At 41.9% G+C, this 26,087-nt stretch carries 19 protein-coding genes, 2 tRNA genes and 3 rRNA genes; 7 read left to right on the plus strand and 17 right to left on the minus strand.

Translation table 11 applies throughout. The features are described 5' to 3' along the window. Positions 1–147: 147 nt before the first annotated feature. The 7 genes from QQS39_RS14945 to gmhB form a co-directional block, all read right to left on the minus strand. Positions 148–933: an endonuclease/exonuclease/phosphatase family protein gene (locus QQS39_RS14945; RefSeq protein WP_151435957.1), complete on the minus strand. Its 786-nt coding sequence runs from the start codon at positions 931–933 to the stop codon at positions 148–150. Positions 934–1,150: 217 nt separating this feature from the next. Further along, positions 1,151–1,227: transfer RNA gene (locus QQS39_RS14950), tRNA-Asp, on the minus strand. A 50-nt stretch (positions 1,228–1,277) separates the two neighbouring features. Then, positions 1,278–1,393, minus strand: a 5S ribosomal RNA gene (rrf, locus tag QQS39_RS14955). Between the two features lie 118 nt (positions 1,394–1,511). Next, positions 1,512–4,414, minus strand: a 23S ribosomal RNA gene (locus tag QQS39_RS14960). Between the two features lie 346 nt (positions 4,415–4,760). Beyond that, positions 4,761–4,836, minus strand: a tRNA-Glu gene (locus tag QQS39_RS14965). Between the two features lie 84 nt (positions 4,837–4,920). Then, positions 4,921–6,463, minus strand: a 16S ribosomal RNA gene (locus QQS39_RS14970). Together the 16S, 23S and 5S rRNA genes with 2 tRNA genes alongside form the textbook arrangement of a ribosomal RNA operon. 393 nt (positions 6,464–6,856) lie before the next feature. Further along, positions 6,857–7,423 carry a D-glycero-beta-D-manno-heptose 1,7-bisphosphate 7-phosphatase gene (gene gmhB, locus QQS39_RS14975; RefSeq protein ID WP_285804833.1) on the minus strand — a complete coding sequence of 189 codons (567 nt, stop codon included), beginning with the start codon at positions 7,421–7,423 and terminating at the stop codon, positions 6,857–6,859. A gap of 192 nt (positions 7,424–7,615) precedes the next feature. Here gmhB and metN point away from each other — a divergent pair, with 192 nt between their 5' ends. From metN to proS, 6 genes are all read left to right on the plus strand, one after another. After that, entirely contained in the window at positions 7,616–8,647 is a 1,032-nt protein-coding gene (gene metN / locus QQS39_RS14980; protein WP_151435959.1) for a methionine ABC transporter ATP-binding protein MetN, read from the plus strand. Then, positions 8,640–9,293, plus strand: a complete 654-nt coding sequence (locus tag QQS39_RS14985) for a methionine ABC transporter permease MetI (RefSeq protein ID WP_023582692.1) — start codon at positions 8,640–8,642, stop codon at positions 9,291–9,293. The genes metN and QQS39_RS14985 overlap by 8 nt, the downstream gene beginning before the upstream one ends. Positions 9,294–9,359: 66 nt before the next feature. Further along, complete coding sequence (locus QQS39_RS14990; protein ID WP_099074393.1) at positions 9,360–10,175, plus strand: MetQ/NlpA family lipoprotein; 816 nt, start codon at positions 9,360–9,362, stop codon at positions 10,173–10,175. A 134-nt stretch (positions 10,176–10,309) separates the two neighbouring features. Continuing rightward, the gene (gene rcsF / locus QQS39_RS14995) at positions 10,310–10,720 is read left to right on the plus strand and encodes an Rcs stress response system protein RcsF (protein ID WP_109373131.1); all 411 of its coding nucleotides are present in this window, start codon (positions 10,310–10,312) and stop codon (positions 10,718–10,720) included. Further along, positions 10,717–11,424: a tRNA (N6-threonylcarbamoyladenosine(37)-N6)-methyltransferase TrmO gene (tsaA, locus tag QQS39_RS15000; protein ID WP_151435960.1), complete on the plus strand. Its 708-nt coding sequence runs from the start codon at positions 10,717–10,719 to the stop codon at positions 11,422–11,424. The genes rcsF and tsaA overlap by 4 nt, the downstream gene beginning before the upstream one ends. 479 nt (positions 11,425–11,903) lie before the next feature. After that, complete coding sequence (gene proS, locus QQS39_RS15005) at positions 11,904–13,619, plus strand: proline--tRNA ligase (protein ID WP_285804834.1); 1,716 nt, start codon at positions 11,904–11,906, stop codon at positions 13,617–13,619. 90 nt (positions 13,620–13,709) lie between these two features. On the opposite strand, the gene nlpE is transcribed toward proS, so the two are convergent. After that, positions 13,710–14,390 carry an envelope stress response activation lipoprotein NlpE gene (gene nlpE / locus QQS39_RS15010; protein WP_151435962.1) on the minus strand — a complete coding sequence of 227 codons (681 nt, stop codon included), beginning with the start codon at positions 14,388–14,390 and terminating at the stop codon, positions 13,710–13,712. A 262-nt stretch (positions 14,391–14,652) separates the two neighbouring features. Here nlpE and rof point away from each other — a divergent pair, with 262 nt between their 5' ends. Then, positions 14,653–14,913, plus strand: a complete 261-nt coding sequence (gene rof, locus QQS39_RS15015; protein ID WP_151435963.1) for a Rho-binding antiterminator — start codon at positions 14,653–14,655, stop codon at positions 14,911–14,913. A 33-nt stretch (positions 14,914–14,946) separates the two neighbouring features. Here the strand turns inward: rof and tilS are convergent, their stop codons facing one another. The 9 genes from tilS to lpxD form a co-directional block, all read right to left on the minus strand. Next, entirely contained in the window at positions 14,947–16,278 is a 1,332-nt protein-coding gene (gene tilS, locus QQS39_RS15020; protein WP_285804835.1) for a tRNA lysidine(34) synthetase TilS, read from the minus strand. 168 nt (positions 16,279–16,446) lie between these two features. Next, on the minus strand, positions 16,447–17,190 hold the full coding sequence (locus tag QQS39_RS15025; RefSeq protein WP_151435965.1) for an SDR family NAD(P)-dependent oxidoreductase: 744 nt from the start codon (positions 17,188–17,190) through the stop codon (positions 16,447–16,449). A gap of 240 nt (positions 17,191–17,430) precedes the next feature. Then, positions 17,431–18,390 (minus strand): acetyl-CoA carboxylase carboxyl transferase subunit alpha, encoded by a 960-nt coding sequence (accA, locus tag QQS39_RS15030; RefSeq protein WP_151435966.1) that lies wholly within the window; start codon positions 18,388–18,390, stop codon positions 17,431–17,433. Positions 18,391–18,402: 12 nt separating this feature from the next. Continuing rightward, positions 18,403–21,885, minus strand: coding sequence for a DNA polymerase III subunit alpha (dnaE, locus tag QQS39_RS15035; protein WP_285804836.1), 3,483 nt, complete (start codon positions 21,883–21,885; stop codon positions 18,403–18,405). Positions 21,886–21,906: 21 nt separating this feature from the next. After that, on the minus strand, positions 21,907–22,497 hold the full coding sequence (rnhB, locus tag QQS39_RS15040) for a ribonuclease HII (protein ID WP_285804837.1): 591 nt from the start codon (positions 22,495–22,497) through the stop codon (positions 21,907–21,909). Beyond that, positions 22,497–23,669 (minus strand): lipid-A-disaccharide synthase, encoded by a 1,173-nt coding sequence (lpxB, locus tag QQS39_RS15045; protein ID WP_285804838.1) that lies wholly within the window; start codon positions 23,667–23,669, stop codon positions 22,497–22,499. The genes rnhB and lpxB overlap by 1 nt, the downstream gene beginning before the upstream one ends. Before the next feature lie 7 nt (positions 23,670–23,676). Beyond that, positions 23,677–24,480 (minus strand): acyl-ACP--UDP-N-acetylglucosamine O-acyltransferase, encoded by an 804-nt coding sequence (lpxA, locus tag QQS39_RS15050; RefSeq protein WP_151435969.1) that lies wholly within the window; start codon positions 24,478–24,480, stop codon positions 23,677–23,679. Positions 24,481–24,483: 3 nt separating this feature from the next. Next, the gene (gene fabZ, locus QQS39_RS15055) at positions 24,484–24,936 is read right to left on the minus strand and encodes a 3-hydroxyacyl-ACP dehydratase FabZ (RefSeq protein ID WP_006535887.1); all 453 of its coding nucleotides are present in this window, start codon (positions 24,934–24,936) and stop codon (positions 24,484–24,486) included. A 122-nt stretch (positions 24,937–25,058) separates the two neighbouring features. Further along, complete coding sequence (lpxD, locus tag QQS39_RS15060; RefSeq protein ID WP_109420095.1) at positions 25,059–26,087, minus strand: UDP-3-O-(3-hydroxymyristoyl)glucosamine N-acyltransferase; 1,029 nt, start codon at positions 26,085–26,087, stop codon at positions 25,059–25,061.

Consider the following 26,087-nt stretch of genomic DNA (forward strand, 5'->3'; position numbering starts at 1 on the left):
AAAGTATAGTAAAGGGCGTTAATATAACAAATAGATTAAATAGATAGATAAATTATCTACAAAATAATATTTCTAATTGATAGATGATATAATCATATTTAATTTAAATATAAAAAATTAAATATTAACTTGTGTTATAATTACTTGCTAATAAAATGTCGCAATTAAAGGATGATGGTCGGATGCATCTGTAATTAAGACTTCGGCTTTATTCAACGATAACCCCCGATAAAAAATATAATCCAAAGGTTTACCAAAGGCTTTTGTACGCCAATCATTATCAAAAATAACCTCTTTGAGTCTTAACGTTCTTGCAAAACGTTTTAATACATTGACTCTTGGGCGACTCCACGCATTAAAATCACCCGCTAAAATCACAGGTCCTTTATGATTCATGATGTGAACAGATAAATTGCTCAACTGACGCTGATAAACATCAACACCAAAACTAAAATTAATCGCATGTACATTAATGACCATTAAATGATCACCCGTAATTAATGGATATACCGTGATTAATGCTGATTTGGGTAGCCGTAAAAAAGGCTCTTTCTCTCTGAGAGGACAGCAATAGATAGGATGGGAACTTGATAATGTCATCACGCCTGCAGGGTGTTGTTGAAAAGCCAAGGCAGGGACTTGGTCTGCAATTAAATGATGAATTCCAGCAAAACGCACAAGCTCAGGTGTAGTTTGCGCTTCTTGTAACAAAAGCAAATGCGTATCTGTTGAGAGCGTTTCCAACATATTACGCCAATTGAGTCGTTGCTGTTTATAGATATTCCAAACCGCAATTTTTAGAGTGCCTTCTGTGTAAAGGGGCATTCCAATAGGTAGAGTATCCTTTCTTTCACTTAAAGGCGGGCTAGGCTCAATCCTCTCTACAGGTTGACCTGCCACAAAACGCACTGAATAATTCGGTTTTTTCGCCATTAGCAACCTCAGATAAACAGCAAGATATCTTGCTATAACTAAAGTATACCAAAGCCAAGCTTCGCTCTCACCCTCTAAAAGGACACCATTATCAACAAAAGTAATTATTTTTGTACATAATAGTTATGTTTACCTAAAATTATCCGATTAATTTATGCTCAATTCTAAATTTTAAGCAAAAAAAAACCTAAGTCGTTAGACTTAGGCTTCTTAATGTTGGCGGAACGGACGGGACTCGAACCCGCGACCCCCTGCGTGACAGGCAGGTATTCTAACCAACTGAACTACCGCTCCGCGTATTCTTTGCGCGATTAATGTTATTTAACACTAACGCTTTAATTGATGCCTGGCAGTTCCCTACTCTCACATGGGGAGACCCCACACTACCATCGGCGCTACAACGTTTCACTTCTGAGTTCGGCATGGATTCAGGTGGGTCCGCTGCGCTATGGCCGCCAAGCAAATTCGGTTTTATTACCCGTTACTGTCGTTTCTTTCTCAGTAACCAGCAATTTCAATCTTAAACAAGCTTACTTCATCTACTGTTCGTCTCTCAGACAAAACACCTTCGGTGTTGTCAGGTTAAGCCTCACGGTTCATTAGTACTGGTTAGCTCAACGTATCGCTACGCTTACACACCCAGCCTATCAACGTCTTAGTCTTAAACGTTCCTTTAGGTCACTCTAGGTGACAGGGAAGACTCATCTCGAGGCAAGTTTCCCGCTTAGATGCTTTCAGCGGTTATCTCTTCCGCACTTAGCTACCGGGCAATGCCATTGGCATGACAACCCGAACACCAGTGGTGCGTTCACTCCGGTCCTCTCGTACTAGGAGCAACCCCTCTCAATCTTCCAACGCCCACGGCAGATAGGGACCGAACTGTCTCACGACGTTCTAAACCCAGCTCGCGTACCACTTTAAATGGCGAACAGCCATACCCTTGGGACCTACTTCAGCCCCAGGATGTGATGAGCCGACATCGAGGTGCCAAACACCGCCGTCGATATGAACTCTTGGGCGGTATCAGCCTGTTATCCCCGGAGTACCTTTTATCCGTTGAGCGATGGCCCTTCCATTCAGAACCACCGGATCACTAAGACCTACTTTCGTACCTGCTCGAGCCGTCACTCTCACAGTCAAGCTGGCTTATGCCTTTGCACTAACCGCATGATGTCCGACCATGCTTAGCCAACCTTCGTGCTCCTCCGTTACTCTTTAGGAGGAGACCGCCCCAGTCAAACTACCCACCAGACACGGTCCCCGATCCAGATTATGGACCTAGGTTAGAACATCAAACGTTAAAGGGTGGTATTTCAAGGTTGACTCCATGCAGACTGGCGTCCACACTTCATAGTCTCCCACCTATCCTACACATCAAGGCTCAATGTTCAGTGTCAAGCTATAGTAAAGGTTCACGGGGTCTTTCCGTCTTGCCGCGGGTACACTGCATCTTCACAGCGAGTTCAATTTCACTGAGTCTCGGGTGGAGACAGCCTGGCCATCATTACGCCATTCGTGCAGGTCGGAACTTACCCGACAAGGAATTTCGCTACCTTAGGACCGTTATAGTTACGGCCGCCGTTTACTGGGGCTTCGATCAAGAGCTTCTCCCTAAGGATAACCCCATCAATTAACCTTCCAGCACCGGGCAGGCGTCACACCGTATACGTCCACTTTCGTGTTTGCACAGTGCTGTGTTTTTAATAAACAGTTGCAGCCAGCTGGTATCTTCGACTGGCTTCGGCTCCGTCCGCAAGGGACTTCACTTACCGCCAGCGTGCCTTCTCCCGAAGTTACGGCACCATTTTGCCTAGTTCCTTCACCCGAGTTCTCTCAAGCGCCTGAGTATTCTCTACCTGACCACCTGTGTCGGTTTGGGGTACGATTGTTGGTAACCTGAAGCTTAGAGGCTTTTCCTGGAAGCAGGGCATCAATTGCTTCACCACCTTAGTGGCTCGTCATCACACCTCAGCATTAAGTGACCGGATTTGCCTAATCACTCTGCCTACATGCTTGAACCGGGACGACCGTCGCCCGGACAACCTAGCCTTCTCCGTTCCCCCATCGCAGTTACCACCAGTACGGGAATATTAACCCGTTTCCCATCGACTACGCTTTTCAGCCTCGCCTTAGGGGTCGACTCACCCTGCCCCGATTAACGTTGGACAGGAACCCTTGGTCTTCCGGCGTGCGGGTTTTTCACCCGCATTATCGTTACTTATGTCAGCATTCGCACTTCTGATACCTCCAGCATACCTCACAGTACACCTTCGCAGGCTTACAGAACGCTCCCCTACCCAACAACACATAGTGTCGCTGCCGCAGCTTCGGTGCATGGTTTAGCCCCGTTACATCTTCCGCGCGGGCCGACTCGACCAGTGAGCTATTACGCTTTCTTTAAATGATGGCTGCTTCTAAGCCAACATCCTGGCTGTCTGAGCCTTCCCACTTCGTTTCCCACTTAACCATGACTTTGGGACCTTAGCTGGCGGTCTGGGTTGTTTCCCTCTTCACGACGGACGTTAGCACCCGCCGTGTGTCTCCCGTGATAACATTCTTCGGTATTCGCAGTTTGCATCGAGTTGGTAAGTCGGGATGACCCCCTAGTCGAAACAGTGCTCTACCCCCGAAGATGAGTTCACGAGGCGCTACCTAAATAGCTTTCGGGGAGAACCAGCTATCTCCCGGTTTGATTGGCCTTTCACCCCCATCCACAAGTCATCCGCTAATTTTTCAACATTAGTCGGTTCGGTCCTCCAGTTAGTGTTACCCAACCTTCAACCTGCCCATGGATAGATCACCGGGTTTCGGGTCTATACCCTGCAACTCATTCGCCCAGTTAAGACTCGGTTTCCCTACGGCTCCCCTATACGGTTAACCTTGCTACAGAATATAAGTCGCTGACCCATTATACAAAAGGTACGCAGTCACCTCACGAAGAGGCTCCTACTGCTTGTACGTACACGGTTTCAGGTTCTTTTTCACTCCCCTCGCCGGGGTTCTTTTCGCCTTTCCCTCACGGTACTGGTTCACTATCGGTCAATCAGGAGTATTTAGCCTTGGAGGATGGTCCCCCCATATTCAGACAGGATAACACGTGTCCCGCCCTACTCGTCGAGTTCACAATAACAGCATCTTCAGATACGGGGCTATCACCCTTTACTGCCGGACTTTCCAGACCGTTCTCCTGATGCTGCTATTGATTAAGACTCTGGGCTGTTCCCCGTTCGCTCGCCGCTACTAGGGGAATCTCGGTTGATTTCTTTTCCTCGGGGTACTGAGATGTTTCAGTTCTCCCGGTTCGCTTCATTAACCTATGTATTCAGTTAATGATAATATCCATTGGATATTGGGTTTCCCCATTCGGAAATCGTCGGGTATAACGGTTCATATCACCTTACCGACGCTTATCGCAGATTAGCACGTCCTTCATCGCCTCTGATTGCCTAGGCATCCACCGTGTACGCTTATTCGCTTAACCTCACAACCCGAAGGTGTCTTCTAAAACGGATTGCTACGCTTCATGATTTCTGTGTTGGGCAGTGCTCGCAATGCTCACATACTAATGTATGCTGCGCTTGCTGTGCGCTGTCCGCCTTGAAATCATTTGGCTCGCATATCCTTCTTCTGAAGATTACATTCAGATTTGAGATTTTGAGAGACTCATCAATATACCTCGGTGATATATTGATTTGTTTTCAATTTTTCAGCTTGTTCCAGATTGTTAAAGAGCATAATAGGTAAAATAACTCACACGAATTATCTTAACTATTCTCTGATTCTCATCAGACTATAGTGTGGTACGCCTTTCACTCATACCGCGCAATTGGCGTCCCCTAGGGGATTCGAACCCCTGTTACCGCCGTGAAAGGGCGGTGTCCTAGGCCTCTAGACGAAGGGGACTTCAGTCAGCTTCGCAGACGCGCTTTTGCTCGTTCTTCATCAGACAATCTGTGTGAGCACTACACATAACACGTATCTCTTAGGTAAGGAGGTGATCCAACCGCAGGTTCCCCTACGGTTACCTTGTTACGACTTCACCCCAGTCATGAATCACAAAGTGGTAAGCGCCCTCCCGAAGGTTAAGCTACCTACTTCTTTTGCAACCCACTCCCATGGTGTGACGGGCGGTGTGTACAAGGCCCGGGAACGTATTCACCGTAGCATTCTGATCTACGATTACTAGCGATTCCGACTTCATGGAGTCGAGTTGCAGACTCCAATCCGGACTACGACAGACTTTATGAGTTCCGCTTGCTCTCGCGAGGTCGCTTCTCTTTGTATCTGCCATTGTAGCACGTGTGTAGCCCTACTCGTAAGGGCCATGATGACTTGACGTCATCCCCACCTTCCTCCGGTTTATCACCGGCAGTCTCCTTTGAGTTCCCACCATTACGTGCTGGCAACAAAGGATAAGGGTTGCGCTCGTTGCGGGACTTAACCCAACATTTCACAACACGAGCTGACGACAGCCATGCAGCACCTGTCTCAGAGTTCCCGAAGGCACTCCTCTATCTCTAAAGGATTCTCTGGATGTCAAGAGTAGGTAAGGTTCTTCGCGTTGCATCGAATTAAACCACATGCTCCACCGCTTGTGCGGGCCCCCGTCAATTCATTTGAGTTTTAACCTTGCGGCCGTACTCCCCAGGCGGTCGATTTAACGCGTTAGCTCCAGAAGCCACGGTTCAAGACCACAACCTCTAAATCGACATCGTTTACAGCGTGGACTACCAGGGTATCTAATCCTGTTTGCTCCCCACGCTTTCGCACCTGAGCGTCAGTCTTTGTCCAGGGGGCCGCCTTCGCCACCGGTATTCCTCCACATCTCTACGCATTTCACCGCTACACGTGGAATTCTACCCCCCTCTACAAGACTCTAGCCAACCAGTTTCAGATGCAATTCCCAAGTTAAGCTCGGGGCTTTCACATCTGACTTAATTGACCGCCTGCGTGCGCTTTACGCCCAGTAATTCCGATTAACGCTTGCACCCTCCGTATTACCGCGGCTGCTGGCACGGAGTTAGCCGGTGCTTCTTCTGCGGGTAACGTCAATTGATAAAGGTATTAACTTTATCACCTTCCTCCCCGCTGAAAGTACTTTACAACCCTAAGGCCTTCTTCATACACGCGGCATGGCTGCATCAGGCTTGCGCCCATTGTGCAATATTCCCCACTGCTGCCTCCCGTAGGAGTCTGGGCCGTGTCTCAGTCCCAGTGTGGCTGATCATCCTCTCAGACCAGCTAGAGATCGTCGCCTAGGTGAGCCATTACCTCACCTACTAGCTAATCCCATATGGGTTCATCCGATAGCGCAAGGTCCGAAGAGCCCCTGCTTTGGTCCGTAGACGTCATGCGGTATTAGCTACCGTTTCCAGTAGTTATCCCCCTCTATCGGGCAGATCCCCATACATTACTCACCCGTCCGCCGCTCGTCAGCAAGAAAGCAAGCTTTCTCCTGTTACCGCTCGACTTGCATGTGTTAGGCCTGCCGCCAGCGTTCAATCTGAGCCATGATCAAACTCTTCAATTAAAAGTGTTTGATGCTCAAAGAAATCGAAAACTTAGCTATTCATAAATGAATTTACTTTTGTTGTTCACTCTTCAAGACTTGATACATCTAATATTTTAGAAGATATCGTCTCTGCGAGTGCCCACACAGATTGTCTGATAATTTGTTAAAGAGCAGTGCAACTTTCGCTGCCGTTTCCGGTCTTCTGCGTTGTTGCGAGGAGGCGTATATTACGTTATTCCTCTGAAGAGTCAAGAGTTTTTTCAAACTTTTTTCTTTTCTCTTCGTTGTCTCAGTCAGTTCGCTTAGCGCCCTGTGCCGTGACAACGAGGACGCATTATAGGGAGTTTTCTGAGGCTGGCAATAGTTTTTTTTAAAAAAAATATTCGTTTGTTGGTAAATTAAACGAAGTGCCTATTTTTTGTGGTTTTTTAGCCATTTTGGCAAGTCTGCAAGGCTATCGAGAACAAAATCTGCACACTGTTGTGCCTCTTCAGTTATCTCTTTTCCAGTGCGAACAAGAATTTTATGACCCACTCCCGCAGTTTTTGCTGCCAACATATCTTCTTTTTTATCACCAACCATATAAGAAGAAGCCATATCGATGTTTAATTGTGCTTTTGCATCCATAAACATACCTGAGGCTGGTTTGCGACAATCACATTCTTTCTTATATTCTTCTACAGTAGCATCAGGATGATGAGGACAATAATAGATACCATCTAAATCAACACCTCTATCTGCCAAAGACCAATCCATCCACTCTGTTAGATGTAAAAATTGATCCTCACTATAATAACCACGACCAATGCCCGATTGATTAGTCACAAGTACCAAGGCATATCCCATAGCTTTTAATTCAGCCATTGCCTCAATCACGCCATCGATAAATTCAAAGTTATCAATTTCAGACACATAACCATGGTCTATATTAATAGTTCCATCGCGATCTAAAAAAATCGCAGAAATCCCCTTGCTCACAGCATTACTCCATTTAGATATTTTTATTAGTATCGCATGTTTTTTCTTATATAGAGAATGATATCCACGGCTTTCTTTCTTTATTACTCTTCAACTCTTTTTTATTGACTTAGACGTCTAGACGCCTTAACATCTATTTTAACTCGGGCAGAATAGTCTTTATGTCCCATATCTACTTATATAAAGAAAAACATGATTAAACTGACGAATATAAACAAAGTGTTTAAGCAGGGAGAGCGTTCCATACAAGCGCTATCAAACATTAACCTGCATGTGCCACAAGGGCAGATTTTTGGTGTTATCGGATCGTCAGGAGCGGGTAAAAGTACACTTATACGTTGTGTGAACATGTTAGAAAAACCAACTTCAGGAGAAGTGCTTGTTGATGGTCGTGATCTAACTAAGTTATCTGATAAAGAATTAACAAAAGCACGTCGTGGCATTGGTATGATTTTCCAACATTTCAACCTACTGTCTTCTCGTACAGTGTTTGATAATGTGGCACTGCCATTAGAACTGGATAGTACACCTCGCGCTGAAATTAATAAGCGCGTTAATGAATTACTTGAATTAGTTGGTTTGTCAGATAAGAAAGAGTATTACCCAGCAAACTTATCTGGTGGGCAAAAGCAACGTGTTGCAATTGCACGCGCATTAGCAAATTCACCAAACGTTTTATTGTGTGATGAAGCAACGAGCGCTCTTGATCCAGCAACAACACGTTCTATTTTAGAATTACTCAAAGACATTAACCGTCGTTTAGGTCTTACCATTTTATTAATCACTCATGAAATGGACGTTGTAAAACGCATTTGTGATCAGGTTGCAGTAATAAGTGGTGGTGAATTAGTTGAAAGTGATGCAGTGAGTGAAGTTTTCTCTCATCCAAAAACACCTGTTTCTCAGGCTTTTATCCAATCAACATTACAATTGGATATTCCTGAAGATTACAAAGAATGTCTGAAGCCAGAGTGGGAAGAAGGTTTATTCCCATTATTGAAACTTGAATTTAACGGTCAATCCGTTGATGCACCATTAATGTCCATTGTTGCTCGTCGTTTTGACGCAGATATTAATATATTAAGTTCACAAATGGACTATGCCGGCGGTGTGAAGTTTGGCGTGATGTTAGCTGAGTTACACGGTAAGAATGGTAATACTGAAAAGTCGATTGCGTTTTTAGAAGAGCATCATGTGAAAGTAGAGGTTCTCGGTTATGTCTGAAGGAATGGTTTATTTATTAATTAGTGGGATCTGGGAAACCTTAGTCATGACCTTCGTTTCAGGCTTCTTTGGTTTTGTTATCGGGCTACCACTTGGTGTTTTACTTTATGTCACTCGTCCTGAACAAATTATGGCAAATCCACCTGCCTATCGTGTTATTTCAGCACTTGTGAATATTTTTAGGGCTATCCCTTTTATTATCTTACTTGTATGGATGATCCCTTTCACCCGCTTGGTTGTAGGAACATCTATTGGTTTGCAAGCAGCCATCGTGCCATTAACTGTTGCCGCAGCACCTTTTATTGCCCGTATGGTCGAAAATACACTATTGGAAATCCCACAAGGATTAATTGAAGCATCTCGTTCTATGGGTGCAACACCAATGCAAATTATTAAGAAAATTTTATTACCAGAATCTTTACCAGGCTTGATTAACGCTGCAACCATTACACTAATTACATTAGTGGGTTACTCGGCAATGGGTGGTGCAGTTGGTGCAGGTGGTTTAGGTCAAATTGGCTATCAATATGGTTACGTTGGCTATAATGCAACTGTAATGAATATTGTGATTGTTCTACTCGTTATTCTTGTTTTCATCATTCAGTTTTTCGGCGATCGCTTAGTGAAGCTGACAACACATAAATAATTAGATTAAAGGTTTCAATTATTAAATCGAAACCTTTTAATTAACAGATCAAATAAGGGTAAATGTATGTCATTGAAATTTAAATCGCTCGCAGTCGTAAGTGCTTTAATTGGTGCATTAGCATTAGCGGGTTGTGGTGAAAAAGAAAAAGATCCAAACCATATTCGTGTTGGTGTTATTTCTGGCTCTGAGCAACAAGTTGCTGAAGTAGCAAAACAAGTTGCTAAAGATAAATATGGTCTTGATGTAGAACTCGTTACTTTCAATGACTTCGTAATGCCTAATGAATCATTAAGCCGCGGGGATATCGATCTTAACGCATTTCAACACAAACCTTATTTGGATCAGCAAATTAAAGATCGTAATTTCAAGATTACTGCTGTAGGAAATACGTTTATTTATCCTATCGCGGGTTACTCTAAAAAAATTACTGATTTAGCTGATTTACCTGATGGCGCTCAAGTGGCCATCCCTAACGATCCAACTAACTTAGGTCGTTCACTGCTGTTATTAGAAAAAGTAGGATTAATTAAATTAAAAGACGGTGTAGGCTTATTACCGACATCTTTAGATATTATTGAAAATCCTAAAAATCTAAAATTAGTAGAATTAGAAGCACCTCAGCTACCACGTTCATTAGATGATCAGAAAATCTATTTAGCGGTAATCAACACCACTTATGCAAGCCAAGTTAACTTAACGCCTGCAAAAGATGGTATTTTTGTTGAAGATAAAGACTCACCTTACGTAAATATCATTGTTGCTCGTGAAGATAATAAAGACAGCGAGAATGTGAAGAAGTTTATCCAAGCCTATCAAACAGATGAAGTGGATAGCGCAGCAAATAAAATCTTCAACGGTGGTGCAGTTAAAGGTTGGTAATACGCTAATATTTAGCTTAATCATAAAAAAGGCGAACAAATGTTCGCCTTTCTCTTTTTTACTTGGCTAAATTGCATTAAATTAGTGCCGTTTAAATTTTGTATATATAGACAATAATAAAGAGGATATAACCCATGCACATGCGCTTGCTACTTCTTGGCATCATGGCGCTGTTTATGACAGGCTGTTCAATGCAGAAATCATCTGATGTTGATCAGTCTAAGTTTACGGATATGCGTTTAAATAAACCAGGACAACCACAAAAACCAAGATCACAGACTTTACCTTCAGTGCGTATTGTTGAAAAAACAGAAGACCTTTTAGGTGCGCCTTTTAAAGATCTTGGTATTGTCGCTGGCGAGTCTTGTCGTCAAACATTACAAGATCCACCAGCAAGTTTACCTATTGCTAAAAAAAGAATGGCAACAAAAGCAGCTTACAAAAATGCGAATGCCGTTTTGTTGCATGAATGCCAAATTGTCACAGGCTTAGGCTGCTATCAATCTGCTATTTGTGAAGGCACAGCGCTACTCATTACAAAATGAATACCTACCAAATGAATCCTATAGGGTATATTTCTAGCCCTTATAAAGAAAAATTTGCCGTTCCACGCCAACCTGGATTAATCCAGGATGGCGGCGGTCAACTTATTCTGCACACACCTTATAATCACCCTGATGCCGTTCGAGGCTTAGAGCAATTTAGTCACCTTTGGTTGATCTTTGTTTTCCATCAAACAGCACAACAAGGTTGGCGCCCTCTCGTTCGCCCCCCAAGATTAGGCGGAAACGCCAAAATGGGTGTCTTTGCAACTCGTTCAACTTTTCGCCCCAATCCAATTGGTATGTCATTGGTTGAATTGAAAAAAGTAAATACCGCGGATCAGTCTGTCATTTTAGAATTAGGTAGCCTTGATTTAGTGGATGGCACTCCTATTCTTGATATCAAACCTTATTTACCGTTTGCAGAGTCTCGCCCAAATGCGATTGCAGGGTTTGCACAAGAAGCTCCTAATAACGAAATGCCTGTTTTCTTTTCACAGATTGCATCAGAACAACTGCAACAGCATGCAAGTGAATACCCTCATCTTTCACGCTTTATTACCCAAGTATTACAGCAAGATCCTCGTCCTGCTTATAAAAAGGGAGAACAAAGTGATAGAATTTATGCGGTACACTTACTCGAATTTAATGTTCGCTGGCAAGTCAATGGGCAACAGACACTTGTTCTTAGTGTAGAACCGCGGTAACTTGCTATTATCTTCATTGATATTGCTATCATGAATAATCTAATCTGAGAGTCATTCTCATGTCTTTAGACAAATCAGATTGAAAAAAATGCTTTGCCCCTTTTGGCAGACCTAAGTCACTGGTAGACTAGAGCGTGTTGACCTTTGATGGTCGATTTTTATTCGAATTAAAAGCATTTTAGGCAAGGAGAGAGGCTCGCCGCCTAGTGAACTAGGCTAGCGCCTCTCAACGCAGAATAAAATGAGTGAAATGTCTTTTAATCGAACCCGTAAGGCTGTTTTTATTTTTAAGTGGTCATTGTTAATATCAATCAATGCCCAAACCCAAAATAGTTGAATATGTTGCTTGTTTTATAAATTTCTTTTGCTGTAAAAATAAGCAGCAAAGATCAACACGCTCTAGAGTCTTTCTCTAATTATATTGATGTAGACTGGCGTGACAGTCAGCCTAAGTATTTTTGTTCTAATGGAACCTAATAATGCGTACTAGCCACTATTTGCTCTCTACTTTAAAAGAGACACCTGCTGATGCAGAAATTGTCAGCCATCAACTTATGCTTCGCGCAGGCATGATCCGTAAACTCGCTTCTGGTCTTTATGATTGGATGCCGACAGGGGTTCGTGTTCTAAGAAAAATTGAAAAAATTGTTCGTGAAGAGATGGACAATGCGGGATCACTTGAGATTTCAATGCCCGTTGTTCAACCCGCTGACTTATGGCTAGAAAGTGGTCGTTGGGAACAGTATGGCCCTGAATTACTGCGTTTTTCAGACAGAGGCGAGCGCCCATTTGTTTTAGGCCCCACTCATGAAGAAGTTGTTACTGATATTGTTCGTAATGAAATTACCTCTTACAAACAACTTCCACTGAACTTATATCAAATTCAAACTAAATTCCGCGACGAAGTACGCCCTCGTTTTGGTGTTATGCGTTCTCGTGAATTTATCATGAAAGATGCTTACTCTTTCCATATCTCTCAAGAGTCTTTACAAGAGACTTACGACAGAATGTACGAAGCTTACAGCAAAATTTTCTCACGTATTGGTTTAGATTTCCGTCCAGTCCTTGCAGATACAGGCTCTATCGGTGGTAATGCCTCTCATGAGTTCCAAGTTTTAGCAGACAGCGGTGAAGATGATATCGTTTTCTCTACTGGCTCTGACTATGCAGCCAATATCGAATTAGCAGAAGCAGTAATGCCTGCAACTCCACGAGCTGCTGCAACAGAAGAATTACGTTTAGTAGATACTCCAAACGCTAAAACGATTGCTGAATTAGTTGAACAATTCAATCTACCAATTGAAAAAACAGTTAAAACACTGATTGTTCATGGTACAAAAGAAAGCGGTTACCCATTAGTTGCATTATTAGTCCGTGGCGATCACGAACTGAATGAAGTTAAAGCAGAAAAATGCGCTATCGTTGCAGCACCTTTAACTTTCGCAACCGAAGCTGAAATTCGCCAAGCTGTCAATGCTGGTCCTGGTTCATTAGGCCCTGTTAATCTGCCACTGCCAGTTATTATGGATCGTTCTGTCTCTGTAATGAGTGATTTCGGTGCAGGCGCAAACGTTGATGGTAAACACTATTTTGGTATCAATTGGGAGCGTGACCTACCGGTTGCTGAAATTGCTGACATCCGTAATGTTGTTGAAGGCGATCCAAGCCCAGACGGTAAAGGAACGTTGTTAATCAAGCGTGGTATTGAAGTTGGTCATATCTTCCAACTTGGCACAAAATATTCAGAAGCATTAAAAGCAACCGTACAAAACGAAGAAGGTCATAACCAAATCGTTACTATGGGTTGTTATGGTATCGGTGTAACGCGTATTGTTGCTGCCGCTATTGAACAAAACCATGATGCTCGCGGTATTATTTGGCCAGATGCGATTGCACCTTTCCAAGTTGCTATTTTACCAATGAATATGCATCGTTCTTATCGTGTTAAAGAAGTCGCTGACAAACTTTATGACGAATTACGCGCTCACGGTATTGATGTGCTGTTTGATGATCGTAAAGAACGTCCGGGTGTGATGTTTGCTGATATGGAACTTATCGGTATTCCACACACGATCGTGATTGGTGATCGTAACTTAGACAACAACCAAATCGAATATAAAGCGCGTCGTAGTGATGATAAATCACTGATTAATGTTGACGATGTTGTTGCCTTTATCAAAGAGCAACTCGCTTAATCATTAGGCCTCTTGATGTTAAGAGGCTTCATTGAGCAACAAAAAACCCGCAAAAGCGGGTTTTTTTATTAGTAATAGGATAACTAAAACTTAGCTTCTGCCACCACGATGATTTGCACAAGAGCCATGGCGATTAAAGCGCGGTTTATCATCTGTAACCACTAATGCTTGGTCATATTGACCATCTTCCATTGAAGGACGAATACTGTAATAGCCATTAACTTCGAGGTAAACAGGTGTTCCACCATCAACGCCGGTTAAAAAATAGCCTTTTTCCAATTCAATACCACTGGCTGCGTAAACACGCCCTGATTGGCAATCTTTAAACGTACCAGCATCGGCAAAATAGGTAAATTCACCAGCAAGTTGCTTAGGCTGAACCTTAGCTAAAGTATAATTTAGTTCTGAATTAATAACGTTGCCATCAATATCAAGCATAACTAATTTATCTTCGTGAGGTAAATAATAGCTCTTCTCACCATAGCTATTAGTCAACGTCAGCTTATCTTTACCTAATACCCAAGTTCCTGATTCAAAGAAACTACGTTTATCATCAGGTGAACCTTGATAGCTTTGCTCCATAACATAAGAGCCATCTTGATTAACAAGAATTGTCGTGTCGATACCAGAGCAATCGGCACAAGGCAGAATACTGTTGTAAGTTTGGTCTACAATTTTTCCATCAAGTGATAAGCCAATATTATTTTGGCAACCTGACAATACAAATAACCCAGCAGCAACGGCTGCAAATAAAAATTTTTTCCCCATCATCGACTCCCTACATTCTGGGTACTTTTTAATAAATCATTCTCTATTTGATTCTAACATTTTTTAAAATAAAAAGGGGCAATAAAACAAGCTTTAAGATAAATGCACCCATAATTGTTAATTATTTCTTAAATCACTTCGAATAAAGAACTATTTCAGAAAATTATTACAATAACTATTGTGCTCACATCGAATAACAGCATAATGATTTTATTCTGAATTATTCACTGGCGGCAACACCGCCACGAAAGAGTGGTGAGGGAATATGTCAACAAATACAGAATATCAACCAATTAACTGTGATGATTACGAATATCTGGAGTTAGCATGCCAGCGTGGTTTAACGCTCCATATAGAACTCCATGATGGTGAGCTTATTGAAGGTGTCGCGGATGATCTTTTCTTAAGCAAAAAAGTTGAATACCTAAAAGTCAAAACGTCTGAAGGCTCTAAAGATTTACGACTGGATGTTATTGCCAGTTTTTCTCATCCCGAACTTGGGACAATCATTATAAAATCGGAATAACCGAATAAAGAACAACCGCCAACCGGCGGTTGTTCATTCATGAGCCTTTCGCCACTCAATAGTAATAGCGTGTTCTGATGTTGCTTTTCCCTCAAAAGTAACAAATGTATCAATAGCTGCAATCAACGTATCATTATAATAAATCAAAGGAATCCGAGTTCTACGCCAAGGTGCAACGTCAAGCTCTTGCCAAATCTTTTTACTATGTCGAGCGCGCGCTCGCCCTACAATACGCAAAGATGCTTGTGTTAAACCAAAACGTACTGTGACTTTTTCATCACGCGAAGGCTTTCTGACAGTGTTTTTGCCTGTTTCGGAGACAAGTGATAAAACGCCTAATCCATTAGGTAAACATAAAGGCTCCTTGAGCGACCACTCAATAGCATGATCAACAGGCTCTTTAATGATTGGAACTAGATAAAGGCGCTGTTTATAACGTCTAACTTCATCTTGATAAAATTGTAATCGAGGCTCTGCATCTTCTTTTGCTAAAACAACTTCTTGCCATAATCGTAAAATTTGCTGCCTTGATGGCATGGTTTTATTGTGTTTAGCAAACCAGCGCCTCAGTAAAGCATTGCGCTTTATAACACTACAATGGGTAAGTTGATTAATATCTAAGCTGCGCTCACTGTCCATTAAGGCATTAAGTTCAGAATCTAATAGTTCATCTAATAGTGCTTCTTGTTCACCACACAATGCAGCACTTCGAGTTACCGCTTGTGAAAAGTGAGGCCAACGTTGAGCGAGCAAGGGCATAACACGTAATCGTAAAAAATTGCGATCATAACGATCATCTTGATTACTATCGTCTTCTATCCAGTCAAGTCCTTGTTCAGTAGCATAAAATTCAATTTGCTCACGAGTAATATTGAGTAATGGGCGCAGTAAATAACTCTTCTCAAACACCATTTTGGCAGGCATTGAAGAAAGCCCCGCAGGACCACTGCCTCGCTTTAAAGCCAGTAAAAAAGTTTCAGCTTGATCATCTTGGTGTTGAGCTGTCACTAACACTTGTTGTGGCTGTAAATATCGGCGAAAAGCTTGATAACGCGCCTCTCTTGCACCATTTTCAAGCCCTCCCGCTTTAGGATCTACGTTCACTTTTTCACTGATAAAATCGACATGCCATTGCTGACAGCATTGTTCACAGTGGGCAAGCCAATCATCTGCTTTGATATTTAATCCATGATGAATATAGATAGCCGTTAATTCTAAAGGTAATTGGTATTCATCACGTAAACGTACAAGCCCTTGTAATAAAACAGTGGAATCTACACCGCCACTAAAACCCACCAAAATTTTAGTGTAAGGATCAATTTGTTGTTTGATTTCTTTAAGGAGTAAGTTGTATTCCTGTTTCATTGTATGGTCATTTATCAGTGAATTCAGATGATTATGTTAAGCCTTTCTACCCGATTTTGCACGAATACAACGCGATCCTGAAAAATGAATGCGAGATTTAAGACGTTGTATCACTAATGAAGGAAAATAAGGCAGAATAAACATCATTCTGCCTTAAATAAACATGATTTATGCCGTAAAACCACCATCGACCAAATAAGAAGCTCCAGTGACAAACGAAGCGGCATCACTAGCCAAAAATACCACAACATTAGCCACTTCTTCTGGTGTACCAAGACGACCAATCGGGTGCAATGCCGTCAATTTTTGCTTATCTAGTTCACGTCCATCTAATAAAGGGGTATCAATATACCCGGGACAAACCGCATTAACACGAATACCTTTGCTTGCATAATCAATAGCAAGTGTTTGTGTCAGTAATTTAATTCCCCCTTTTGATGCACAATAAGCGGGAAACGCGTGTTGACCAACAAAGGAACAAATCGAGCTACAATTAACAATTGCGCCTGATAGTTCATTTTTCAGCCAATATTGAATTGCTGCACGGTTAATCAGAAAAAGCCCATTAAGATTAACGTCTAATACCCCTTTCCATTTTTCATATTCTAATTTATCTGCGATGTTATCAGTTAAAACACCCGCATTAGCAAAGATGAAATCCAGCCGCCCATATTTATTTACCACATAATCAATGAGTTGTTCGTTCTCTTTTTCACTTTTCACATCCATTTGAATAAATTCACCCGAAAGCCCTTTTTCTTTTAGGTATTTTTCTGCTTTTTGCCCTCGCGTTAAATTACTGCCAGTGATAACAACTGATGCACCTAAGGATAAAAACTTTTCCGCAGAAGCTAATCCAATCCCGCTATTACCACCTGTAATTATCCCAACTTTATCTTTAAACGATATCATCGCTTTTTCCTCACAAAAGAAGTAAATGACTCTATAAAATAATAGATAGGGTTGATTATTCTTTTAGTAAAAAAGCGAATTAATATTGTTTTTGAGATCAACTTAACGTATTGATATTTAATATATTATAGTTAATATAACCTCATTTTATTGTCTCAATAATGATAGTTTTTAGAGACAAAAAAAACCTCATGTTATCAACATGAGGCTTTCTTTTATTTTTTGAATCAAATGACGCTATCAGCAGTAACCGTATTCCATTAAACGTTGGTAGCGACGATTTGTTAGTTCTTCTGATTCAAATGCATCTAACTCGTCTAAATCAGCTTTAATTTGTGCTTTTAAAGATGCTGCAATTTCATCATAGTGACGATGCGCGCCACCTAAAGGCTCAGGAATAACCGTATCAATCAGCTTAAGCTCTTTTAAACGGTTTGCAGTGATACCCATCGCTTCTGCAGCTAATGGTGCTTTATCAGCGCTTTTCCAAAGAATAGATGCACAACCTTCTGGTGAAATAACAGAATAGGTGCTGTATTGCAGCATATTGACTTTATCACCAACACCAATCGCTAGAGCGCCACCAGAACCACCTTCGCCAATAACAGTACAGATGATTGGCACACCAAAGCGTGACATTTCACGTAAGTTACGTGCAATCGCTTCTGATTGACCGCGCTCTTCAGCACCAACACCAGGATAAGCACCTGGAGTATCAATAAAAGTGATAATAGGAAGATTAAAACGTTGCGCCATATCCATTAAACGAAGCGCTTTGCGATAGCCTTCTGGCGCTGGCATACCAAAGTTACGGCGGATTTTCTCTTTCGTTTCACGCCCTTTTTGGTGCCCAATAACCATCACTGGACGACCATCTAAACGAGCGATACCACCAACAATGGCTTTATCATCAGCATAAGCACGGTCGCCTGCTAATTCTTGGAAATCAGTAAAGATACGATGAATATAATCCAGTGTGTAAGGTCTTAATGGATGACGTGCAAGTTGTGCTACTTGCCATGCACCAAGATCAGAAAAAATCTTACGCGTTAGCTCTAGGCTTTTTTCTCTTAAGCGTGAAACTTCTTCATCGATATTAATATCAATTTTTTCATCATGTTGGCTAACTGCGGTTAGCGAATCAATTTTCGCTTCTAACTCGGCAATTGGCTGTTCAAAATCCAGAAAATTAAGACTCATAACATTCCTATTTTAGTCAAATTCTAATTCTACCTGCTCATTACCCAGCAGAGTTCGCAGATCCGTTAAAAGCATATCTGTTGGCGTTACACGCCAAGTCGCACCAAATCGTAAACGTGCGCAGGCATCATGCTTTTCAAAATAAAGATGAACCGGTATCGTGCCTGAACGATGAGGTTCTAAAACGCCGCGAAGACGATTTAATAATTGCTCATTAATTTGCCTGTCTGATAATGAGATAGCAAGTCCTCGTGCATATTTTTCACGGGCTTCGTTGATATCCATAAGTTCGCGGACTGTCATTTTAAGCCCACCATTGAAATCATCAAAGCTGACCTGCCCAGTAGCAATTAAAATCTTGTCTTGTTCTAATAAATGTTGGTATTTATCCAATGCATCAGAAAATAACATAATTTCTAAGCGACCTGAACGATCATCTAAGGTACAAACGCCGATCCGATTTCCACGTTTCGTTGTAAATACTTTAGAAGCAAGTACTAAGCCTGCAACCTTCACCATTTGGCCACGAGGTGTTGGCACTAAATCTTTTAGACGTGTTCCTGCCGCATATCGTTCAATTTCTTTTAAATAACGTGTGATCGGATGACCAGTTAAATATAAACCTAGCGTCTCTCGCTCACCTTCTAAAACAACTTGGTCTGACCATTTAGGTATATTGGCATAAGAACGCTCAACTTGCTCAGGTGCTTCAGCTAACACACCAAACATATCCGATTGCCCTATTGCTTCAGCCTTGGCATGTTGGTCTGCGGCTTTTAACGCATCTTCTAATGAAGACATTAAAGCAGCACGATGAGGCCCTAGCTTATCGAATGCGCCTGACATTATCAGTTTTTCCATCACTCGGCGATTCAATTTTTTCGTTTCTGTTCTAGCACAGAGATCAAAAATATCTTTAAAATGACCGCCTTGCTGACGCGCCTCTACAATCGCTTCAATCGGCCCTTCACCCACACCTTTAATGGCACCAATACCATAAACGATTTCACCTTCATCATTTACGTGGAAATGATAAAGACCGCTATTAATATCAGGAGGAAGAACCTTTAAGCCCATTCTCCAACATTCATCAACCAATCCCACCACTTTTTCAGTGTTATCCATATCTGCCGTCATTACAGCAGCCATAAATTCAGCTGGATAGTGGGCTTTCAACCATAATGTTTGATAAGAAACTAATGCATACGCTGCTGAGTGTGATTTGTTAAATCCATAACCGGCGAATTTCTCCACCAAGTCAAAGATCCTCATAGCAAGCTCACCATCGACACCGTTTTTAATAGCACCTTCTTCAAAAACAGAGCGTTGCTTTGCCATTTCTTCAGGTTTTTTCTTACCCATTGCGCGTCGTAACATATCCGCGCCACCTAGCGTATATCCCGCAAGAACCTGTGCAATTTGCATAACTTGTTCTTGGTATAGGATAACACCATAGGTTGGTTCTAGAACTGGCTGTAAACTTTCATGCTGCCACTTAACATCAGGATATGAAATCTCTTCAACACCGTGTTTACGGTCAATAAAGTTATCTACCATGCCTGACTGCAATGGCCCCGGACGAAATAGGGCAACAAGTGCAATCATATCTTCAAAACAGTCAGGACGTAGGCGTTTGATGAGATCTTTCATACCACGAGATTCCAACTGGAATACCGCGGTTGTTTCTGAACGCTGCAACATGTCAAAACTGCGCTGATCCGTTAATGGGATCGCCGAAATATCAACAGGTTCGAGTGATTTTTTAGCACGTCGGGCATTAATCATCTCTAATGCCCAGTTAATGATGGTTAGTGTTCTTAAACCTAAGAAGTCGAATTTAACAAGACCTGCGTATTCAACGTCGTTCTTATCAAATTGTGTAACGGGGTTATTTCCCTCTGCATCACAATAAAGTGGCGCAAAATCGGTGATTTTCGTTGGTGAAATAACGACACCACCGGCGTGCTTACCCGCATTACGTGTTACCCCTTCCAATTTACGAGCCATATCAATAAGAGATTTAACCTCTTCGTCGGCTTCATAAATTTCGGGTAATTGAGGTTCCGCTGCAAACGCTTTTTCTAGCGTCATCCCCGGATCAGGAGGAACGAGTTTTGAAATTCTATCAACAAAACCGTAAGGGTGCCCTAAAACACGTCCAACATCGCGAATAACGGCTTTTGCCGCCATCGTACCAAATGTAATGATCTGAGATACTGCATCCCGTCCATACATTTCAGCAACGTGGTCGATAACTCTATCGCGTTTTTCCATACAGAAATCGACGTCAAAGTCAGGCATCGAAACACGTTCAGGATTAAGAAAACGTTCGAAAAGTAAGTCAAATTCAAGAGGATCAAGATCTGTGATTTTCAGCGAATAAGCTACTAGTGAACCCGCACCAGAACCTCGCCCCGGACCAACAGGAACACCGTTATCTTTAGACCACTGAATAAACTCCATCACGATAAGGAAGTAACCAGGGAATCCCATCTGGTTAATTACTTTCAGCTCGATATCAAGACGTTCATCATATTCAGGGCGTCTTTTTTGTCGTTCTTCAGGATCTGGAAATAAAAAGGCTAAACGTTCTTCTAAACCTTCTTGTGATTTTTTAACAAGGAAATCTTCTGTACTCATATCCCCTGTTGGGAATTGTGGAAGAAAATATTCCCCTAAACGGATCGTGACATTACAGCGTTTAGCGATTTCAACACTGTTTTCTAATGCTTCAGGTATATCAGCAAATAATTCACACATTTCTTCTTCTGTGCGCATATATTGCTGAGGGCTATAATTCTTAGGGCGTTTGGGATCAGATAACGTAAAACCATCATGAATGGCGACACGAATTTCATGTGCGTCAAAATCATCACTGTCGAGAAAACAGACATCATTGGTTGCAACGACAGGCAAACCTTTTTCAGAAGCCAGAGCGACTGCTTCATGAAGATAAGTTTCCTCATCAGCACGACCGGTACGAATAAGTTCTAGATAATAACTATCGGGAAAATGAGTTTGGTAATACTCAAGGCACTGATCAACTAAAGCGCGATTTCCACGAAGTAGAAATTTACCCACATCCCCCATTCTGCCGCCAGAAAGCAACAATAGCCCTTCTTTATAGGTTGTTAACCACTCTTGTTTAATTGTCGGGCCAACAGCACCATAACCGTGTTTATAAGCTTCTGAAATCAGTAAAGTGAGGTTTTGGTAGCCTACATTATTACGGGCAAGAATAGTCAGATGAGCATATTCGTCACCTAATAATTCAGTTTCAAGGTAAACATCAGCACCAATGATAGGTTTAATGCCAGCACCATGTGCAGCACCATAAAATTTCACTAACCCACATAAGTTAGTGAAATCAGTAATCGCAAAAGCAGGCATTCCCAGCGAAGCCACTTTCTTCACAAGAGGCCCTGTTTTTGCCAATCCATCGATCATTGAATAATCGCTGTGTACCCTAAGATGGATAAAACGAGGATCTGCCATAGTGTCTAATTACTCTGTGGATTACTTTAAATTTAAAGCACGTTTTACAGGCGCAAAACTTTTTCGATGATAGGGTGTTGCCCCTAATAAGGCTAGTTTTTCCATATGGAAAACAGTTGGATACCCTTTATGTTTAGCAAAACCATATTCAGGGTAAAGCTTATCTAACTCTTCCATTTCTCTATCACGAGTCACTTTAGCAAGAATAGAAGCTGCACTAATTTCTTGAACTAAACTATCACCTTTTATAACTGCTTGAGAGGACATCGGTAATTTAGGGCAACGATTACCATCAATTAAGACCATATCAGGTGTTATTGATAATCCCGCAACAGCACGTTCCATTGCTTTCATGGTTGCCCAAAGAATATTTAATTCATCAATTTCTTCAGGCTCTGCACGGCCTATCGCCCAGCATAATGCTTTTTCTTTTATTTCGTCATAAAGCGCATTACGTTTTTTTTCTGTTAGCTTTTTGGAGTCTGCTAATCCTTTAATTGGATTTGCTGGGTCAAGAATAACGGCAGCGGTAACGACTGCGCCGACTAATGGACCTCGACCAACCTCATCAACTCCAGCAATAAACTTTGCTTTTGGATATACAAATTCCATTATTTCTCTGCCAATTCTAATACTGCATTTGCTGCTTGTTCATCCGCATTACAACGAATGTCACTATGTAGCTGTAAAAATATCTCTTTTAATTGACGTACTTTTTCTTCATCGGTTAAAAGAGGTAAAAGTTGTTGTGCTAATGCTGAGGGTTCACACTCTTCTTGCAATAGTTCTTTGATAATTTCTCGGCCAGCTAACAAATTAGGTAACGAGACATAAGGCGTTTTAACTAACCTTTTTGCTAACCAGAAAGTAAATGGCTTCATGCGATAGCCAACAACCATCGGGCATTTCGTTAACATGCATTCTAATGCAGCCGTACCAGATGCTAACAATGTCGCATCACTGGCTATCATTGCTTCTCTTGCTTGCCCATTAAGAAGTTGTATTTCAAGTTCTGGTGCCACATTTTGATATATCTGTTCAAATTGAGTTCGCCGCTTAGCATTAACTAATGGCACAACAATATGAAGAGTGGGGATCTGCTGTTTTAGTAACTGCGCTGTTTTTATAAAATCAGCACTTAGCATTTCAACTTCAGCATGACGACTACCGGGAAGAAGTGCTAAACAAGGGGTTTCTTCAGCTATCCCTAGATGTTCACGAGCAGCCTTTTTATCTGGATTTAAAGGTATGGCATCAGCCATTGTATGACCAATAAAACGACAAGGAACCTGATACTTATCATAAAACGCTTTTTCAAAAGGTAGAAAAGCTAAGACAAGATCTGTCGCTTTAGCAATTTTGAAAACACGTTTTTGACGCCAAGCCCACACAGATGGACTGACATAGTGGATAGTTTTGATCCCTTTTTGCTTTAAGCGACCTTCAAGAGTGATATTAAAATCAGGTGCGTCGATCCCCACGAAAACATCAGGTTTTAATTCTGAGAATCGTTGGGTGAGATCTTTTCTGATCTTTAATAAGCGAGGTAATCGTTCAAGAACTTCAACGATCCCCATGACGGCAAGCTCTTCCATCTCATACCAAGCTTCACAACCTTCAGCTTGCATAAGAGGTCCAGCAACGCCAACAAAGCGAACATTGGGATGCATTTGTTTTAGAGCGCGGATTAATCCCGCGCCCAAGATATCACCAGACGTTTCACCAGCAACTAAGCCGATAACTAACGGACTCTGAGTAGTAGATAATTGGCCTGACAAGGTCATATCCTAATTAGCGAATGATACCGCGGTTAGATTTTGCTGAGTTTTCCAGAAAATCACTGAACAGTTTGACATGCGGATTATTATTATCAGCAACCAATTGTTCAATCTCTTCACGCGCTTCTTCCAGTGTTTTACCATTACGGTAAAGTACTTTGTAAGCATTACGAATTGCATGAAGATCTTCTTTAGCAAAACCTCTGCGCTTTAATCCTTCAATATTCAGCCCATAAGGCGTCGCGTGGTTTCCTTGTGCAATAACAAAAGGAGGAACATCTTGTGCCACGCCTGAACATCCACCGACCATCACATGAGAGCCAATTTGGCAAAACTGATGAACAGCGCTCATACCACCGATAATCACAAAATCACCTAAAGTGACGTGACCACCTAGTGTGCCGTTATTTGCAATAATACAACGATCACCAATGATACAATCATGTGCGACGTGGGTATTAATCATCAGCAGATTATCGTTACCAATTTTTGTGATATTGCCGCCTTGGGTGGTTCCACGGTGGATAGTCACACTTTCACGAATAAGGTTTCGATCACCAATAATGACTTGTGTTGGTTCACCACGATATTTCAGATCCTGATTAACTTCACCGATAGAAGTAAATTGATAAATCTGATTATCTCGGCCAATGCGAGTATGCCCATTGATAACAACGTGAGATTTAATATCAGTACCTTCACCAATCTCAACATTAGCACCAATGACGCAAAAAGGGCCAATGCGAACATTAGCACCAATTACCGCACCCTCTTCAATAATTGAGGAAGGGTGAATTACTGCGGATTTATCTATCATAGGCTAGACCTCACGGCGGCGAGCGCACATCATTTCAGCTTCGCAAGCAATTTCCCCATCAACTTTAGCGACGCCTTTAAAGCGAGCAACACCACGACGTTCTTTAATGAATTCTACCTCTAGGATCATTTGATCCCCAGGTAAGACAGGACGTTTAAAGCGAGCACCGTCAATAGCAGCAAAATAGTAGAGTTCACCAGGTTCCAGCTTTCCTACGCTTTTGAATGCTAAAATACCCGTTGCCTGTGCCATGGCTTCGAGGATCAATACGCCCGGGAAAATTGGTTTCCCTGGAAAGTGACCTTGAAAGAAAGGCTCATTAAAAGATACATTTTTTACTGCTCTTAGAAATTTCTTTTCTTCAAAATCAAGGACACGATCAACCAATAAGAATGGGTAACGGTGTGGAAGTAAATCTAAAATTTCTTCGATTTGCAGAGTATGATTCTCACTCATTGCAATACTCTTCCTGTCTAATAAAACTGAGTCTAATTAATAATGACACGACCTGCTGTGACTCAAAAGTGAGTTAACCCGCAGGTCGCAAAATGGGTAACATTCGTCAATGACGTATATTGTTACTTGTCGCTACTTTCTACTTGACGTTCAAGCGACTTGAGCCTTTTTTGCATTTCATCAATTCGCAACACAAGTGCTGCGGTTTTACGCCATGCTTTATTCGATTGCAGTGGAATTCCTGAAGAATAAACACCCGGCTCAGTGATAGGACGCATTACCATGCCCATACCTGTTACCGTGACTTTATCACAGATTTCCATGTGACCATTGATAACACTTGCTCCACCAATCATACAATAGCGACCTATTTTCAGGCTGCCCGCCATGATGACACCACCCGCAACAGCGGTATTATCACCAATAATGACGTTATGTGCGATTTGGCACTGGTTATCAATGATAACACCATTACCGATAACTGTGTTATCTAATGCGCCTCGGTCAATTGTAGTACATGCACCGATTTCAACGCGATCACCAATCACCACTGAACCTAATTGTGGAATTTTGATCCAATTACCACGTTCATTAGCATAACCAAAACCATCTGAACCAATCACAGTACCTGATTGAACCAAACAATCTTTACCAATGATAACTTCATGATAAACAGATACATTTGCCCATAAACGGCTATTATCACCAATATGTGCTTTTTTACCCACAAAACAACCGGCACCAATCACAACATTATCACCAAGAATAACATCAGATTCGATAACGGCATTTGCACCCACTGATACATTTTTTCCTAATTTAGCATCAGGAGAAATAACAGCACTTGGGTGAATATCCTGTGCTGGCTGCGGTGTTGTATCCATAATCTGCGCCATTTGAGCATAGGCAAGATACGGGTTTTTCACCACAAGTGCGGCAACGGGACAAAACGGAAGATCAGCCTCTGTTAATACAACGGCAGCAGCCTGACATTCACTTAATTTTTCACGATAGCGACTATCAGAAAGAAATGTAATTTGTTCGCTATTTGCTAGGCTCATTGAAGCAAGACCGGCGATAGTGATATCACCATCGCCGTGTAACTGTGCATTCAACTGCTGAGCAAGATCAGCTAATCGAATTGAAAACAT

It is taken from the genome of Proteus appendicitidis, from assembly GCF_030271835.1.
Taxonomy (GTDB): domain Bacteria; phylum Pseudomonadota; class Gammaproteobacteria; order Enterobacterales; family Enterobacteriaceae; genus Proteus; species Proteus appendicitidis.